This is a genomic window from Candidatus Neomarinimicrobiota bacterium (assembly GCA_016784545.1).
Taxonomy (GTDB): domain Bacteria; phylum Fidelibacterota; class UBA8477; order UBA8477; family JABMPR01; genus JABMPR01.
Window position 1 is genome coordinate 1 of record JADHUM010000050.1, and the last position, 15,890, is coordinate 15,890.

The 15,890-nt window shown below is 42.1% G+C and carries 16 protein-coding genes, 1 tRNA gene and 1 pseudogene; 2 read left to right on the forward strand and 16 right to left on the reverse strand.

Features of this window, described 5'->3' with window-relative positions; genetic code table 11:
- Positions 1 to 64: 64 nt before the first annotated feature.
- The 12 genes and pseudogenes from ISR87_11570 to ISR87_11625 form a co-directional block, all read right to left on the reverse strand.
- Positions 65 to 898, reverse strand: coding sequence for a glycogen/starch synthase (locus ISR87_11570; GenBank protein ID MBL7026086.1), 834 nt, complete (start codon positions 896 to 898; stop codon positions 65 to 67).
- Between the two features lie 24 nt (positions 899 to 922).
- On the reverse strand, positions 923 to 2,086 hold the full coding sequence (locus tag ISR87_11575) for a tetratricopeptide repeat protein (protein ID MBL7026087.1): 1,164 nt from the start codon (positions 2,084 to 2,086) through the stop codon (positions 923 to 925).
- Between the two features lie 113 nt (positions 2,087 to 2,199).
- Positions 2,200 to 3,432 carry a rod shape-determining protein RodA gene (gene rodA / locus ISR87_11580; GenBank protein MBL7026088.1) on the reverse strand — a complete coding sequence of 411 codons (1,233 nt, stop codon included), beginning with the start codon at positions 3,430 to 3,432 and terminating at the stop codon, positions 2,200 to 2,202.
- Positions 3,429 to 5,207, reverse strand: a complete 1,779-nt coding sequence (gene mrdA / locus ISR87_11585) for a penicillin-binding protein 2 (GenBank protein ID MBL7026089.1) — start codon at positions 5,205 to 5,207, stop codon at positions 3,429 to 3,431. Before mrdA ends, rodA begins: the two co-directional genes overlap by 4 nt.
- The gene (gene mreD, locus ISR87_11590) at positions 5,207 to 5,683 is read right to left on the reverse strand and encodes a rod shape-determining protein MreD (GenBank protein MBL7026090.1); all 477 of its coding nucleotides are present in this window, start codon (positions 5,681 to 5,683) and stop codon (positions 5,207 to 5,209) included. Before mreD ends, mrdA begins: the two co-directional genes overlap by 1 nt.
- A 1-nt stretch (position 5,684) precedes the next feature.
- Positions 5,685 to 6,467, reverse strand: coding sequence for a rod shape-determining protein MreC (mreC, locus tag ISR87_11595; protein ID MBL7026091.1), 783 nt, complete (start codon positions 6,465 to 6,467; stop codon positions 5,685 to 5,687).
- A 28-nt stretch (positions 6,468 to 6,495) separates the two neighbouring features.
- Positions 6,496 to 7,485, reverse strand: coding sequence for a rod shape-determining protein (locus ISR87_11600; protein ID MBL7026092.1), 990 nt, complete (start codon positions 7,483 to 7,485; stop codon positions 6,496 to 6,498).
- Positions 7,486 to 7,729: 244 nt separating this feature from the next.
- A complete protein-coding gene (locus tag ISR87_11605) occupies positions 7,730 to 8,983 on the reverse strand; it encodes a GWxTD domain-containing protein (protein MBL7026093.1) in 1,254 nt (417 codons plus the stop codon).
- Complete coding sequence (locus tag ISR87_11610; protein MBL7026094.1) at positions 8,980 to 10,515, reverse strand: hypothetical protein; 1,536 nt, start codon at positions 10,513 to 10,515, stop codon at positions 8,980 to 8,982. The genes ISR87_11605 and ISR87_11610 overlap by 4 nt, the downstream gene beginning before the upstream one ends.
- A 169-nt stretch (positions 10,516 to 10,684) precedes the next feature.
- The gene (locus ISR87_11615) at positions 10,685 to 10,975 is read right to left on the reverse strand and encodes a PspC domain-containing protein (protein MBL7026095.1); all 291 of its coding nucleotides are present in this window, start codon (positions 10,973 to 10,975) and stop codon (positions 10,685 to 10,687) included.
- A gap of 156 nt (positions 10,976 to 11,131) precedes the next feature.
- Positions 11,132 to 11,311 (reverse strand): annotated as a pseudogene (locus ISR87_11620) (PspC domain-containing protein).
- Complete coding sequence (locus tag ISR87_11625; GenBank protein MBL7026096.1) at positions 11,304 to 11,996, reverse strand: protein-L-isoaspartate(D-aspartate) O-methyltransferase; 693 nt, start codon at positions 11,994 to 11,996, stop codon at positions 11,304 to 11,306. Before ISR87_11625 ends, ISR87_11620 begins: the two are co-directional and overlap by 8 nt.
- Before the next feature lie 145 nt (positions 11,997 to 12,141).
- Between ISR87_11625 and ISR87_11630 the strand changes: the two genes are divergently transcribed.
- A complete protein-coding gene (locus ISR87_11630) occupies positions 12,142 to 12,438 on the forward strand; it encodes a helix-turn-helix transcriptional regulator (GenBank protein ID MBL7026097.1) in 297 nt (98 codons plus the stop codon).
- Between the two features lie 75 nt (positions 12,439 to 12,513).
- On the opposite strand, the gene ISR87_11635 is transcribed toward ISR87_11630, so the two are convergent.
- Positions 12,514 to 12,882 carry an energy transducer TonB gene (locus tag ISR87_11635; GenBank protein ID MBL7026098.1) on the reverse strand — a complete coding sequence of 123 codons (369 nt, stop codon included), beginning with the start codon at positions 12,880 to 12,882 and terminating at the stop codon, positions 12,514 to 12,516.
- Between the two features lie 330 nt (positions 12,883 to 13,212).
- Here ISR87_11635 and ISR87_11640 point away from each other — a divergent pair.
- Positions 13,213 to 13,285, forward strand: a tRNA-Gly gene (locus ISR87_11640).
- 59 nt (positions 13,286 to 13,344) lie between these two features.
- Here the strand turns inward: ISR87_11640 and ISR87_11645 are convergent.
- The 3 genes from ISR87_11645 to ISR87_11655 form a co-directional block, all read right to left on the reverse strand.
- Entirely contained in the window at positions 13,345 to 14,142 is a 798-nt protein-coding gene (locus ISR87_11645; protein ID MBL7026099.1) for a hypothetical protein, read from the reverse strand.
- A 195-nt stretch (positions 14,143 to 14,337) separates the two neighbouring features.
- A complete protein-coding gene (locus tag ISR87_11650; GenBank protein ID MBL7026100.1) occupies positions 14,338 to 14,496 on the reverse strand; it encodes a hypothetical protein in 159 nt (52 codons plus the stop codon).
- A 13-nt stretch (positions 14,497 to 14,509) separates the two neighbouring features.
- Positions 14,510 to 15,817 carry an aminopeptidase P N-terminal domain-containing protein gene (locus ISR87_11655; protein ID MBL7026101.1) on the reverse strand — a complete coding sequence of 436 codons (1,308 nt, stop codon included), beginning with the start codon at positions 15,815 to 15,817 and terminating at the stop codon, positions 14,510 to 14,512.
- Positions 15,818 to 15,890 lie beyond the last annotated feature (73 nt).

Here is a 15,890-nt window from a genome sequence, read left to right on the forward strand (position 1 = left end):
AGAGTTAAGCGATCAAACACTTAACTCTGTTGGTTTAGAGTCAACACTGTCAATATTCAGAGTTTTAATTCTCAACTCCAAAGAATGTTTCCAATTCCAAATTGAGCTGTTGCCATTCCTCTTCACTTTCATCAGAAATAGTAAAATACTTCACTTTTTTCCCAGCGGCCTTTAGGGCTTTCTGAATCTTGCTATTCTTTTCAATTTGATCTTTATTGCTTATACCATTTATGGATATGCTAATGATCTCGTCGGCATGCTTTATAGCCAGCCCCAGGAGATTATCCTCATATCCTGCATAATCTTCTGGTTCCAGGCCTGCCATTTCGTATTGCTTTGCACCCACCTTGCCCATCTCTTCTATATTGACAAGATTCAAGACTGTCTTCATATCTGTGAAGAATTCTTCTTCCGCATAAACAGTTTTAAACAGTACGGGGACCATGGCAGTGGTCCAGTCATTACATAGGATATAATCTGGTTGCCAGTAGAGATAAGTTAGATTCTCGATAGCTATTTTTGAAAAGTAGAAATACTTCTCAGCATTTCTTTGATTGTATCGATTTTCAGCCACTTTGTATAATGTTTTATTTTTGCCACCAAAATATGGTTGATATTCCATAAAATAGACTTGAACACGTGTGGAAGGGACAAAGGCTGACTTTGCAGCGCCAAATCCAACTTCACCTTTATACTCTACTTCAATCTCTTTGAGGCGAATCACTTCACGAATCACATATCGACGTTCACTGACAAAACCATACCGTGGGGTAAAGATCCTGAAATCCTGCTTTTTTTCTTGAAAATGGGTTGGAACCTTGTTTGAAATTTTCGCAAGGTCAGTTGCCTCAGAAAAAGGAGCTACTTCTGAGGAGAGATAGTAAATTTTTGTTGGCATAGAATTCTTTTTTTTATAACCTATTTATCTGGAGGCGAGGATTTGCTTGACTTTTTCCCGGTAGGAACTCTCAGGGAACATATCCAGAAGCCGTTCTAATTCATTGTAACCGCGGGCTTTATCGCCGCTATTGAGGTAGGAATATCCAATCTTTAATTGTGCATCCTCGGCTTTGTTGGAATCATTAAATTGCATCACTTTTCTAAATGCTTCTATAGCCTTTGAGTACTCATCTAAAGCGTAATAGGATTCTCCAATCCAATACTGAGCATTGTCAGCATAGTCATTCTGCGAATCATTACTAATCAACATCTCAAAAGCATCAATGGCACCCATGAAGTCGCCATTTTGATACGAGCTTAATGCATCGATATAGTGTTGTTTATACGTCTCATAATCCATCTTTGCCCTAGCTGGGGACTGTTGTACTGGTGTCTGAGTCATTGGTGTTCGGACAATATTTGGTGTGGTAGATGGCATGGCCATTAGCTCATTAAACGAATTGGTAAGCGAGATTATTTTATTCTCCAGGAATACCAACTGGGATAGAATATCATAGTTGGAGCTATCCTGTACCTTTGCATTTAATTCTAAGGTTGATAATTGATCATCAGAACTCATCATGTGATCGGCAACATTGAGTTGAAATTCGGAGAAAGAGGAATCCAAGAGTGAAAATTGACTTACGATATTCAGTAAATTTTCTTCAAGGACGGCCATTTTTTCAGGATCCATAATTGCATAAATACTATCAACTTGAAATTGAGTATTTTGAATTGATGTGCCTAATCCGGCAATCGACTCTCTAATACCTGCCTGTTCAGCTTGTAAGCCTGAAATTTGCTCATCACTTGTTTGCCGTGATTCACTAGAAACAGAATCAACTCGGCTTCGTTCACTAGCCAATTTTGCATCAACCTCTGAAGTAAGTTCATCGATTGAACGTTTAGACTCAGCATTGAGCTTATATAAATTTTCAAGACTGATGTGGTTCTCATTGTATGTTTCGCGCATGGCTTTGACTTCTTGTGAGAACTCTTTCAACCGGGCATCAAGAACCACCAGAGTGCTATCTGTACCCTGAGTATCCTGTTTTACTTCACTAAGTTCCTGCTGCAGTTCTTTAGAACCACCACAACCAATGATTAGTGCTAGTATCAAAATAAGAGCGAACGTTCTTTTGTACATTGCTTAAGCCACTTTCTGCTGGGAGTTAAGACAAGAAATCATACGGGCGTCAATTTAACCTCACCACAGGTAGTCGCAACGCTAAATGTAGTGGTCTCAGGGGGCTGGAGACACTACCCAACCGCTCGTCTTACTGAGGACATATTTACTGAGAGACCTGCCAATATCATTGAAGTGACCATAAATGACCCGCCATAGCTAATGAAGGGCAAGGGGATACCGGTTACAGGCATGATACCTACGATCATCCCCAGATTGACAAATACATGAAATGTATAAATGGATGCAATTCCAATGAGAATGACGCTATCAAACCGAAATTTGCTGTTATAGGCCTGGGTGATAAGTTTAGCAATTAGCAAATAGAAGAGTGTGATCACCACCAGGACACCAACAAACCCAAACTCCTCTCCTATCACGGTCATGATAAAATCTGTATGTTGCTCTGGAAGGAACTTTAAGTGGGTTTGTGTGCCTTCTCCCAGTCCTTTTCCAAAGGGGCCGCCTGATCCAAATGCTGTTAATGATTGAGATACCTGATATCCAGCCCCAAGTGGATCGGAATCAGAATCAATCATGGATAGAATTCGTTGTTGTTGATAAGGTTTTAACAATGCCCAGAGCAAATTCGTTATCCCACCTAATCCAACATTGATAAAGAAATTTAGAATTTTTGTCCAAAACGGGAGGTGGTTGAAGTACAAAACCACAATGATAATCCCCATCCAGAGGAAAAAGGTTAATGTCTGAAATGCTGCCAACATGGAAAGGATTGGTGCCAGGAGGAGAAAGAAATGGAGTGGCTTTATACCCGCCCAAAATATTATCACAATCAATATTCCAAAATACACCAACGCGGTTCCAAGATCTGGTTGGACCAGGACTAAAATTGTTGGCCCCAAAGCCATGGCTACGGGTGTCATCAATTCCTTGACGGTTGAGAGTCTCCTTTTATGATCGGCAAAGTATTTAGCAAGCGCCAATAGGAGCAATATTTTCATGAACTCAGATGGTTGGAATCCAATATTACCAAGAGTGATCCATCTGCTGACCTCATTGCCACTTTTTGTCATGATCGGAATAAGTAGAAGGACAATTCCAACCCCATAAGCAGGATAGGTCAAATTATGAATCAACTTTCGCGGTAAGAAGAAGGCCGTTAGAAATAAACCTAATCCAACAACTGTCCATATGCTTTGTCGAAAAAAGTATTCAGCACCGGATTCATGCTGTACCTCAATACTATAGATGGCCAGTAATCCACTTGCTGAAAGGAGAATGACTAATATGAGTGTGCTCCACTCAAGTTCTTTAAATCTTAGGAGGACATAGCTTCTGATATTCATGAGGGTCTTTTCGCAATGGTTCTTAAAACCTTACCAATAAGTGGCGCAGCTTTTCCACCACCACCACCACCGTTTTCTAAGAGAACTGCCCAGGAATATGGATAGCGCTCATCCAGACTAAAGCCAATAAACCAGGCATGATCTTCACCATGAGGATTCTGGGCCGTTCCAGTTTTGCCATAGATATCCCAATCTTTTTGGCGTGCGGCTTTGGCAGTTCCTTTTTTTCCGTTTACCACATCCCACATGGCCTGCTGAACAAAATCCCAGGAATCTTTTGAAGCACTGACCCTGTTTTTTGAGGGTGAATTAATCTCTTTAATCAAAGTTCCATTTTTTGACACGATCTTATTTACAAAATGGGGTTGGAATTGAGTGCCTCTTTGGGCAAGCATTCCAGCGAATTGGGCCAGTTGCAAGGGGGTGACCAGAACATCACCTTGTCCGACAACGATATTCAACAGGTTTCCCCTGGTCCAGTTATTCACACCGTATTTACGATTCATATATTTTGTATCTGGAACAAGACCTTTATTTTCACCTGGGATATCAATTTTGGCACGCTGTCCAAATCCAAATTCACGGGCAATAAGGGCCCAGTCTTCAATTCCAATATCTTGTATCAGATTGTAAAAATATACATTGCAGGATTGTTGGATGGCATCATGCAGGTTCATTTTGCCATGTCCTCCTTTTTTCCAACATCCAAAGGAACGATTTCCCAGGCGATATGACCCATGACAAACATAGGTTCTCTCTTTTGCATTGGAATGGTTTTCCAGTGAATAGAGAGCTGCCAGAGGTTTGAGAGTGGAGCCCGCTGGATAAAGGCCCTGTATCCCTCTGTCATACAACGGTTTGCGAGGATCCTGCATTAAGGCATCCCAATCTTTTGAGGAAATTCTTCCTGAGAGCATCTCAAGATCGTAGCCAGGGCGACTGGCATAGGCGAGAATCTCACCTGTTTTATGGTTTAGCATGACCACTGACCCAGAGGAATCGGCCAGAGCTTTTTCTACGGCCGCCTGGATGTAGGAATCGATGCTCAATATGAGATCATGACCCGGAATTGGATTGATAGGTGCACGGTCTGGTACTTCACCAATTTCCTGACCAAGTGCATTTACTTCTATATATCTAAATCCCCTGCGACCATGTAATTCTGATTCATAAAATTTTTCCATACCCTTCCACCCCACCTGATCTCCAGGCTGGTAGTCAGAATCCTTTTTGAAGCGATTCAAATCATCCCTGTTAATCTCCCGTGTATACCCCAGGGCATGCGACAAGTCTAAACCAGAGACGTAATTTCGGATGGGCTCAATGCTGTAAGTCACACCAATAAGCTCGAGTCGATGCTCCTGCAAGTGGGATATCTTCTCAAAAGGCACCCTGCTAAAGACTTTGGCTGGAGCAAAAGAGCCACGCCGATTTTTTACAATACGACGATTAATCTCTTCAACAGATACACCCATAACGCTTGATAGACGTTCCAGCGATTCAGGTTTATCCTTTACTTCAATGGGTATTACAGAGATTGTATAGCTTGGGGCATTGTCTACAATGAGGTTTCCTTCTCTATCATATATCACTCCCCGGGATGCTAAAACGGGAACAGCACGAATGTGATTTGCAGTTGCCTTCTCAGCGTATTTTTCGTGAAATACGATCATCAAGTAGTAATAACGACCGATAAGTATAATAAAAAGGAGTGCTAGAAGACCGTGGACAAGAAGTGATCTCCAGCCCTCTACGATGTTCCTGCCCTGGAGCATTATTCTGCTCCGACTTTTAGAACGATAAAGCTCCCGCTCAGTAGAGCTAGTGTATAGAGTGTCTTGGGAAGAAGCACCAGAAAGACAATATTCCCAGTAGAAAACTGTGAGTCCTGGAGAGAGATCATGACAGTAAGAAGAAAAAAGACAAGCAGGAAGCCAGTATAGAGAAGATACTGAACCATGACTGGTATTCTGACAATTCTGCCATGAAAGATTCCAGATAGATATCCCACTGTAGAAAGCGCCAGAGCTGTAATGCCCATCATGTCGGTGCTAGCCAGGGCATCGATGATGAACCCTAAAAAGAATCCCAGCCATATGGCATGCAGTTGACTGTTGGTTAATCCAATGTAGATGATAAAGATGACCAGGAAACTTGGGGTTAAGCCATAAAGGCTGAATATATCACCCAACATCCATTGAAATATGAGTACAAGCAGACCCAGGATACTATTTTTAATGATACCAAACATATTATTTCAGGATAAATACTTCTTCAATACGATTAAAGTCGGCGGCCAGATCAACACGAACGGATTTTACATAATCTTCCACAACAGGTGAAATTGTTGACACCCAGCCAACAAAAATATGCTCTGGAAAGATATCACTGAAACCTGAGGTTACGACAGAGTCGCCGGCAATTACTTCAGCATTTTTAGGCACATCTTGAATCACATAGCCAGTTTTCAAGGAATAGCTAAGGATACCCACATCCCTGGAACGCATTTCCCGAACCGACACGCGGAAATTTTTATCACTCACCAATTGAACAAGGGCGGTGTTTGCTGATATTGCCACAACCTTTCCCACTAATTGTGCCTGGGCATCCACAACACCAGAAAGCAGTGTAACTCCGTCCTCAGAACCTTGATCAACGGTTAGGCTGTTCATGGTATGGCTCCCCACATCGGATAGCACATTGGCTGGAATAACATTAAATTTCCTATCCCCCTTGAATCCCAGCATACTCCGGAGCCGTTGATTTTCCTTCAGAAGGGTTCTGGATTTGTTCAGGTCGATCTGAGCTTTGATGTGACGCTGTTGAAGTTCGCGGTAGTCCTTTTCAATTGTAAAAATGGTTTTAACCCATTGAATAGGCACATACAGATAGGCAGATGCCTCTAGAACAAGACCGCGTGTGCGACTCATGGCTGCTGTACCGCTGGATGCTATTATTAGAAGAGATAGAGCTATTGCTGCTATGAGGTTTACCAGAGGTTTATATCGAGAAATCGAAGGTGCTTGTGTTGCCAAGATTTAACCTATAAAGCGGGTAAATGACTCAATAAAGAACATCCTCGTAGCGTTCAATACTATCCAAGACTTTGCCAGTGCCCTGAACAATGGAAAGCAGGGGATATTCTGCAACGTTTACGGGAAGATCTACTTCCAGACGCATTCTTTTGTCAAAGCCCTGGAGCAGGGCTCCACCGCCTGTGAGAATGATACCTCGGTCCAATAGATCCGAACTCAGTTCTGGTGGTGTGCGCTCGAGGCACATTTTGACTGCATCCACAATGAGATCAATGGTATCTCGAAGCGCGTCTCTGATTTCAGAGGATGAAACCTCGATGGTTTTTGGTATTCCAGCAATCATGTTACGGCCTTTAACCGAGAGCTTGTAATCGGTACCCTGTAGTGCAGAACCAACATTCATTTTTATGCTTTCAGCCGTTCTTTCTCCGATGAGCAGATTGTGATCGCGTTTGAAGTGTTGAATAATGGCTTCGTCCATCTCATCACCGGCTACCCTGAGTGATTCTTTGGTCACAATGCCGTTTAGAGCAATAATAGCGATCTCGGTTGTTCCGCCACCAATATCCACAATCATGTTGCCAACAGGTTCGCTGATATCAATTCCGATACCAATGGCAGCAGCCACAGGTTCTTCAATGAGAAATACTTCGCGGGCATTGCGGCGTTCTGCAGATTCTTTGACTGCTCTTTTTTCAACTTCAGTGATACCTGAAGGAACGCAGATGATCATGCGAGGACGTGCCAATTTTGAGATGGGTAGCTTGTTCAGGAAACCCTGGAGCATGCTATCAGCCATCTCAAAGTCAGCAATAACACCATCCCGCAATGGGCGGATGGTTTCAATCTCCTGATGAACTTTGCCAACCATACGCTTGGCTTCATTCCCTACTGCTATGACTTTGCCGGAAGATTTAGATTTTGCAACAATAGACGGTTCGTTTAAAACGATTCCCTGACCACGAACGTAGATCAGTGTATTTGCTGTACCAAGGTCAACTGCGATGTCTACACCCATCCAGTTGCGGAAATTTGAAAATTTTGTAGCCATCTGCCCTCTCGTGCCTGAAAAGTGCTCTCAGGTCTTTGAAAACAATACTTTATCTGTTGCCCGAAAAACACTTTTTTTAGGGCGATGCAAAATCTATAAATTTTTGAGCCAATAGCACCCATTAATTGGCGTATCAGTGCTTTATTTTAAGGGGTTAGAACGAAGGAGCTAAAGCAGGACTTTTATTAAAATAAAAGAGAGCCAGACGATACTAATATCGGAATCGCCAATCTCCCTGGTCCAGATAGTTGTGATCTAATCTGAAGTCTCCAAATCCAGTTTCGTCTCTGAAAACAAATTGCTTCCCGATGAGATAATATTCCCACACTTGATATGGCTTCCTATCAATCTCAAATGGTCCCCGTTGAATTTCATCAGGAGGTCCAAATAGAATATAAATCATGCCTCGATCCGTTTTCCAGCCTTCCTGTACAACAGTGAAAGCTTCCATGGAGAAGGCTACACGTCTATAGTATTCTTCCATTAGCTCATTTTCCACAGTCCCGGGAGTGGGATCTAGTGCAGCCCAAAAAGCTTTGAATTTCTCAGTTTTTTCAAGCTCTGAGCCGATCATCATTTCTTTGATCTGGCGATCACTTGCAAGATACGTAAGCTGTTTAACAGCTTGGTCCATATCCTCCACCTCAAAATTGACACCTCTGATTCTAACTCTGAAATTTGTTTTCGTTATCACTCTGTTTCCCTGCACATCTTCAGCGGCAAAGAAAAGTGTATAGTTGGAATAATGCATATCAGTGAGAGGCACTGTAAAACTGAGGACAGAGTCGATTGATCCGATATGATCAATTAAAACCGTTTTATTCACTTTGGTTTCATCCTTCACCTTTAATTCATACTTGATCTTGAAAGGATGATTGTCACCAAGGAGACGAACCTTAAAGCTGAGTGTATCAATTATCTCATAAAAGGATTCATTCATGAGCAGCTTGGAGTTGCCTTCGGATCCTGTGTCCATGATGATGATATTGCCCAGTGACAATGCACCAGCATACATTTTTGACTGATCCACTCCATCACTCAGAATTGAGGATTTCTTGGTATAAAGATCGGTAACACGAACGTTTATTGTGAGTTGAGAAGCTGGTACTGTAAACGACTTAACCGATGTGATTGTGTTTGAATTATTTCTGGTATCCTTATACTCTGACAGGAGCAATGAATCACTCCATATTGCTCCAACTATTCGCTCTTTATCTTTATCTGCAAGATTGACAGCAACTTCATACCTTGCAAGATAGTGATCACCGGCTCGAACAAATTGAAGTTCTGTATAGGGAATTTTTACATGGACTGAGACCTTGATGTTTTCTTTATCGGCAAGTGGCTCAGACAGTCCGATGAAGGAAAAATCAGGCAGGGTCAAATCGTTTTCCTGATTCACAGTCTGTTCAGCACAACCCACAAACAGAGATACTGTTAACAGGGTATATAATGATATTTTCAATATAGATTTTTCCACTTTATCCTCGTTAATCCTAAGTTGGTTCCAGCCCAAATATAGCCATCTTTCATGATCAAATCAGTGATAAAACTACTAATCAGTCCATCGTTAACCGTGTAATGTCGCCACGACGACGATTTGGAGTTAAAACTATATAATCCAATATCTGTACCAATCCAGATACTTTTCCCTGCGGCGGCTAGCCCTCTTGGTTTAAAGGGCGTGTTGGGTGATAGATGGAATCCGCCTGCTTTTGAAAGCAGATTCACCTTCAGTAAACCCCTATGTGTGCTGGCCCAGAGCATATCCCCAACTATTACACTTTCATAGATTGGATCGCTAGCAGCATCCTCAGAAATTGGCAGGATTTCACCTGATGAGTTTACCTTAGAATTAAACTGAAGTGAGGCTTCATCATAAATATACAGCCCATAATATGTTGAAAGATAAAAACGTCCAGCTTTGTAATTTATATCGAATACAGGCCAGTTTAGTCCTGTGGGGAATAAGGTCTGCAAAATCGACCCAGATTCATGATAAAGATAGGCATTGCGCTCTGTGGCCAACATAATATTGCCGCCCTGCCCAATAGCCACTGAGTATATTCGATCACTTGTCAGATCTTTTTTTGTAAGAACCCTCTCCCAGCTACCCTGGGTCTGGCCTTGCCGAAAAACTCCACCCTTTGCAGCAATAAGCAAATCCTCAGCCCTAACATCGATATCGGAGATAAATGAGTAATCCCAGGCGATGTCTCGAATAGCCTCATCATATTGAAAAGTGGTGCTATCCATATATGTCAATCCTGCCCTACCACCGATGACTAGTTTTTCTTCATAAATATCGAGTGCCATGACATCTGGTGATAATAACCCATAGGGTAAACTTGTGAATTCACCACCATGAATATCTTGATGAAAAATCCCCATGCCATATGTGCTTAAAAATGATTCACCTGCATCTCTCTCTCTGGTAAGGGATGAAACCACACCGAGGGAATTTCTGGGATGACCATCGAGATGTAGTTTACCTTCTGAATCAAACGAACCATCCCTCACTTTTTGTACCGGGAGGGATTCATAGATATCCATGAGTCCGTCTGACACCGAGTGAATCCACTCCACAGCCTCCCAGTCTATATCTAAATCCGTATTCGCTCCCCACTTTTCAAAGGTTCCAGCGGTTTTTGAAAATAATGTAGAATATTTGCCAACACTTTCCTGAGAGGAGGCTGACACGATGACATAGGCATGGGAAATCCCAATTTCATAAGTTCCTGAAAATTTGGGATCAGCAGGCAAGGGGATTTTGGACATCCAATCAGCGAGCTCATCATAGACAAAGACAAAATCCGGTGTCACCATCCAGACATCTTGTGTACCTGCATTCTGCCATACCCGTAAAACGGGATATTGGCTCAACCCATTACTGGCAGTGATGGGATCCAGCCAGTCACCTTTGTGGTGATTGTATACGATTACACCGTCTTCAACTGCGAAATATATATTCCATGTGCTGTAAAAACTGTGGTTCACGTGCTTCCCTGCGGGAAAACTAACAAAAGTCCCCTTTTGGTATACATGTTGTGCATGGGCACCAATTATCAGGATAAAAGTCAAGAGTGTACGAAGGATCACAGATCGAAAACGAAACATATTATATCCCGGTTTTAAAGAATCAGTGTGTGGATGTCGGGAGTACCGATTAATCTGATTCACTTAGAAAAATGGCCAGTGCTGCATAAGCCAGAACACCCAGGCCGAAGGACCCCAAGGTGGCTACCGCCCATAAAATGCGTATAATATTAGAGTCAAAATCAAGGTATTGACCGATTCCCCCACACACCCCGGAGATTTTTCTATCTGAGCGAGATTTATAGAGCTTTTTGCCAGGCGGGAATATTCCATCCAGCGAAGATTTGGTTTCATCAGCATGGTTAAAATACAGATATAGACCTAGACCAATAATCAAAACTGGCCATAGAACATGACCCATAGCCATGGCTATGCCAGCAAACACACCTGCGATGGGTCCAACAATACCAAACAGTAACAGGATTCCAGCAGCCATCATAATGATTCCCCAAAACCTGTTCGAATAAGTCTCAGGAGTAATCTCTGATTCAGGAGTTACTTCTTCAGTTCCCAATTCTGGATGTTTGGGTATAATTAACATAGCGATGATATAGGCTACGATCCCAGTACCCCCAAATACTACCAGAACCACCCACATCAGGCGGATGATAACCGGATCTATATTGAAATATTCTCCAATACCTCCACAGACTCCTTCAAAGACTTTATCTTTATTGGATTTGTATAGTCTATCCATCTTTTCCTCGTTTCTTTTGAATGTTTCTATCAATTTCCTTTACCGACCCTTGCACTAAGGGCACAAATCTTACGGGATCTTTTCTCTTTTTTATAATATGGCCATCTTTCTTGGTACAAATCCACACATATTGATCTGATTTTCCCTCAGGAGCGACCAAGATGCCCCCTTCTTTCAGACTATGGAATATATGCTCTGGAATCCTGGGGGGACTAGCCCAGAGAATGATACGATCATAAACCATTTTCTCCTCGAAATGTTCCCAGGCGCTAGCGTGCTTGAGATCAATATTGGATAGTTCAAGCTGATTTATTATGCTCATAGATTCGTCCAGCAATTCTCCATAAACTTCAATCCCGGTGACGTGATGACATAATTTTGAGAGTACTGCGGTGGCGTACCCACTGCCACTTCCGATTTCAAGGACATGATGAATTGGTCGTATGTCGAGGTAACTCAGCATAAGTGCCACAATATATGGCTGGCTTATAGTCTGTCCTGATTTTATGGGAAGTGGTTGATCAGCATAAGCTTCCCGGGGAGAACTATGTGGAACAAAGAGATGCCTGGGTATTTCTTGAAAAGCATCCAAAATAGCAGGTTGTTGTATCCCTCTTCTCAGAAGCTGATCCGACACCATTTGCTGGCGGAGACTGTGAGTATCTCCAATTTCTAAGTTTCCCATTGTCACCAATTTAATCCTTTTCCCCACCCAAGCATTAAATTATCGAAAAACATTAATATATGGTCCAGGTTCAATTATATTTTGCCATACTTCCAAGGTCAGCGATAAAGTGTGTCAGTACCATTCAAAATGGGGAGAATTAGACATGGATATTGGAAAACAATTAAGGTTGGTGAGGGAATCACACCAGATTCTACAAAAAGATCTCGCTGCAAGTGCTGGTCTGGATAAAAGCTATATCAGCAAGCTTGAAAGAGGTTTGGCCGATCCTACCTTCTCGACCCTGTCTAAAATTTCAAAAGCCTATAACCTCTCGGTTGCCCATCTGCTCAACTATGGCAGCGAGGAAACATTCAGTCTGGATATAGATGCCGCCCTGGATGCTTTGAAAACGCTAAAATACAATATGGTTAATGTGGAGATAAATATAAAGCCGCTTTAAACAAAACAGGCAAGCCAGCAGCCCGCCTATTTTATCTATACCCATAAATCTGTCAATAAACTATGTTGAATTCAACTATTTGGAGCGATACTCAAATGGTAATGCAAAAGTCAATGCTACGGGATGTCCGTTTTGCATTGCTGGTGTCCATTGCGTATTCATCACTGCCTTAATTGCTGATTCGTCAAACATGTCACCACCACTTTTGGCAACCTGGATGTTCGAAACATTGCCATTCTTATCCACATGGAAATTTAATATGACATCCGCACCATTTTTTACCTTAAGAGCAAAAGCTGGATATACAGTATTTCGGCTCAAGGTTTCAAGTCCACCTACTGGCATAGGTTGGCAACAATTCCTATCCAATTTCCGATTGGCCATCACTTGTGTTGCGCCAAGTAAAAGAACGAGTGCAATTAATGTTAGTTTAGTTTTGTTCATGATTCTCTCCCCTTTGAATGTGTTCCGTTATAAATCATGGTCTCATCTATCTCAAACCATATGCCACTTCCCTCCAATAGTTCCTAAGATACTGTATATTAAATACTTAAGAAATTTTTATTAATACATTCTTTTAGAAGGATAAATCATCATATGATCTAAAAATATATCAATATGATATAGCTCAGGGAGATATTATTGTCCAAATTGATCATATTGATGATTTGTCTACCCAAGAGGTAATATTTAAAGGGAAAAATTGTTTGCCCCGCCATTGGCGAGATTTATATTCACGCCGCTTTTAGGCCGTCTCTGATGGCAGACAGCTATGCGAGAGTAGCTCAGTTGGTAGAGCTCCACGTTGCCAACGTGGTTGTCGCCGGTTCGAGTCCGGTCTCTCGCTCAAAAAAAAGAGGCTGATTTATTCAGCCTCTTTTTTTTATATCCGATTTATAATGCTCACTACTGTTCTTTGACCTTGACCTTTTTAACCTGCTCTTTCTCTTCAGGCATATAATCCTTTACAATCTCAGCAACCTCAGGGGTATCTTCTATTTTTTCGTTTAGAGCAATGGGTTCAAGGTAGTAGCTATTTTTCAACTTCTTGATGAGTTCTACATTTGTTTCCCGCTCATTGCGCAGTCGAGAAATGAGTTTGAGTCTGTTTTCATCATCGGCGAAATGTTCTTCAAGCGTGACCCCCTCTTCAAGACCTTTGGTCATGGCTTTAAGCCGATTATCTGCAAACTTAATGCGTGTATACTGTGAGCTCACATTTTTCATTTGACTCACATTGTCAACATTTCTTATCCGCAAAATACCGGCATACTTCCCTTGTTTACCAATACGAATGATGGTCGTCCCATCCTGCTGTCGTGGATTTCGCTGAAGGGATCCAGATTTAGAGCGGATAAGAAAATCGATACCTTCAACCTCAGCAGTCAAAGCTTTTTCCAATTTTTCATCCACATTAGCCATTAAAATAACCAGATCAACCTTGTCCTTAATTTCATCAATTGATTTTTGAGCAGCCTCAATGGGATCTGAAAAAGCAAATTCTTTTACTCTATTATCACCCTTGGTGATACCGACAAAACCCAGGGTCTGGTCATGTGTTTTAATAATTGTATAGGGTTCAAAAAGGAATTTGTCAGTATTTGCATCTTTTGTATTGGCTGAAATGAAGGGAAAATTCGCCTTCTGTTCCATTTCAAGTATGAAATCAAGACCGGCGGCAAGATCATTTGTACCCACATTCATGACCCGACATTCCATCACATTGTAGGCTGCTATGATAGCCGTGGCCACTTCTTTTAAGTGTTCAACTTGATCCCCAGCAATGTAGGGATATTTGAATAACGCATCACCGGCATCAACAAAGTAGGTTGCCTCTGTTTCTATTAATCCTTTTATAATCGTATGCTTCCTGGCAAGACCGCCAAGTGGATTGGATCGTCAGCCGCAGGGTCCTACTTCCCCATCATTGCTGGCTGCAACCATGAGCGTAAACTCATTGGGGTTATAATTTGGATTCTTGGTCTCACTTTTACAGCCCACGGTAACCAGGACTATAAGCAGTAGAATCAATCCACTTTGTTTAAGAAGTAATTTCATTTTTATTCCTGACTCAATCTCTACTCATTAACGCTTCAATGTCAGCGATCTCTTTGGGAACTGCCGCTGTGAGATTTTTGTTCCCAGTCTCAGTGATAAGGATGTCATCCTCAATACGTATCCCAATACCTCTAAATTTCTCGGGTGCCTTGGATTTTGAATTCACATAAATCCCGGGCTCTACAGTAAACACCATGCCAGGCTTCAGCACAATAGATTCACCATCTGCCATATAGTTTCCCATGTCATGCACATCAAGCCCCAGCCAATGTCCGGTCTTATGCATGAAATATTCCTCATAACTTTGGTTTTCAATGACCTCATCTACTGTACCGTTCAGGAGTCCGATGGCAATCATTCCCTCGACCAGGAGCCGCAAATCCATGTCATGGAGCTCCTGAAAAGTGACACCAGGTTTGGAAGCTTCAATAACTGCCTTCTGTGCAGTGAGCACGACTTGATAGATGGCACTTTGAGCCTCAGAGAACTTGCCATTGGCGGGAAATGTTCTGGTTATGTCAGCAGCATACATATCGTATTCAGCCGCAGCATCAATAAGTATCATATCACCATCGACGATTTGATCACGATTTTTTATGTAATGCAATACAGTAGCATTATCTCCAGCCCCAACAATTGAGGAATAGGCAGGTCCTGTACTGCCTTCATGAACAAAATGACTTTCCAGAACCGCCTGGAGTTGATATTCATACATGCCAGGTGAGCATGCCTGCATGGCTTTTGAATGGGCGGCTGCAGAGATATCAGCTGCTTTTTGCATCAGATTTAACTCATGTTCGTCCTTGATTAGTCTCATGCCGTGAGTAAGCGAACCCACGGATTCGAGGCCTTCTGGACCCCCACCTGTACGCTGAACTTGTTTGCGTACCTGTCCAACCAGATCCAACATCTTATACTGGTGGACTTTATCGTGGTTTAAGTTTGTGTATACTTTTGCAGCAGTCTTCATTGCTTCTAGTGCAGCTGTCTCAAATTCTGCTATATCCTGAGCCTGATCAGCTCCATATTGATCAACAGTATCTTCAAAACTCAGTCTCCAACCTGTCCAGACTTCCTTTTTGGGATCCTGGGGAAGTACAAATAAGGTAAATGGTTTATCCTTATTATTGGGATTGATGATACAGGCAGCGCCTGGTTCGGTATAACCGGTGAGATAGAAGAAATCGGAATCTTGCCTGTAGGGGTATTCAGTGTCATTGGTTCTAATTTGTTCAGGTGCTCCCCTGAGGATAGCAATACCCCCACCCATGAGATTTAATAATTTTTGTCGGCGTTTACTATATACGTTGCTGCGTGGCATATTATTTAGTTACTCCTTTATAAGACGATGAAAATAAATTGAGTGCCCGCTCTGAACAAGGCACAACTTCAGG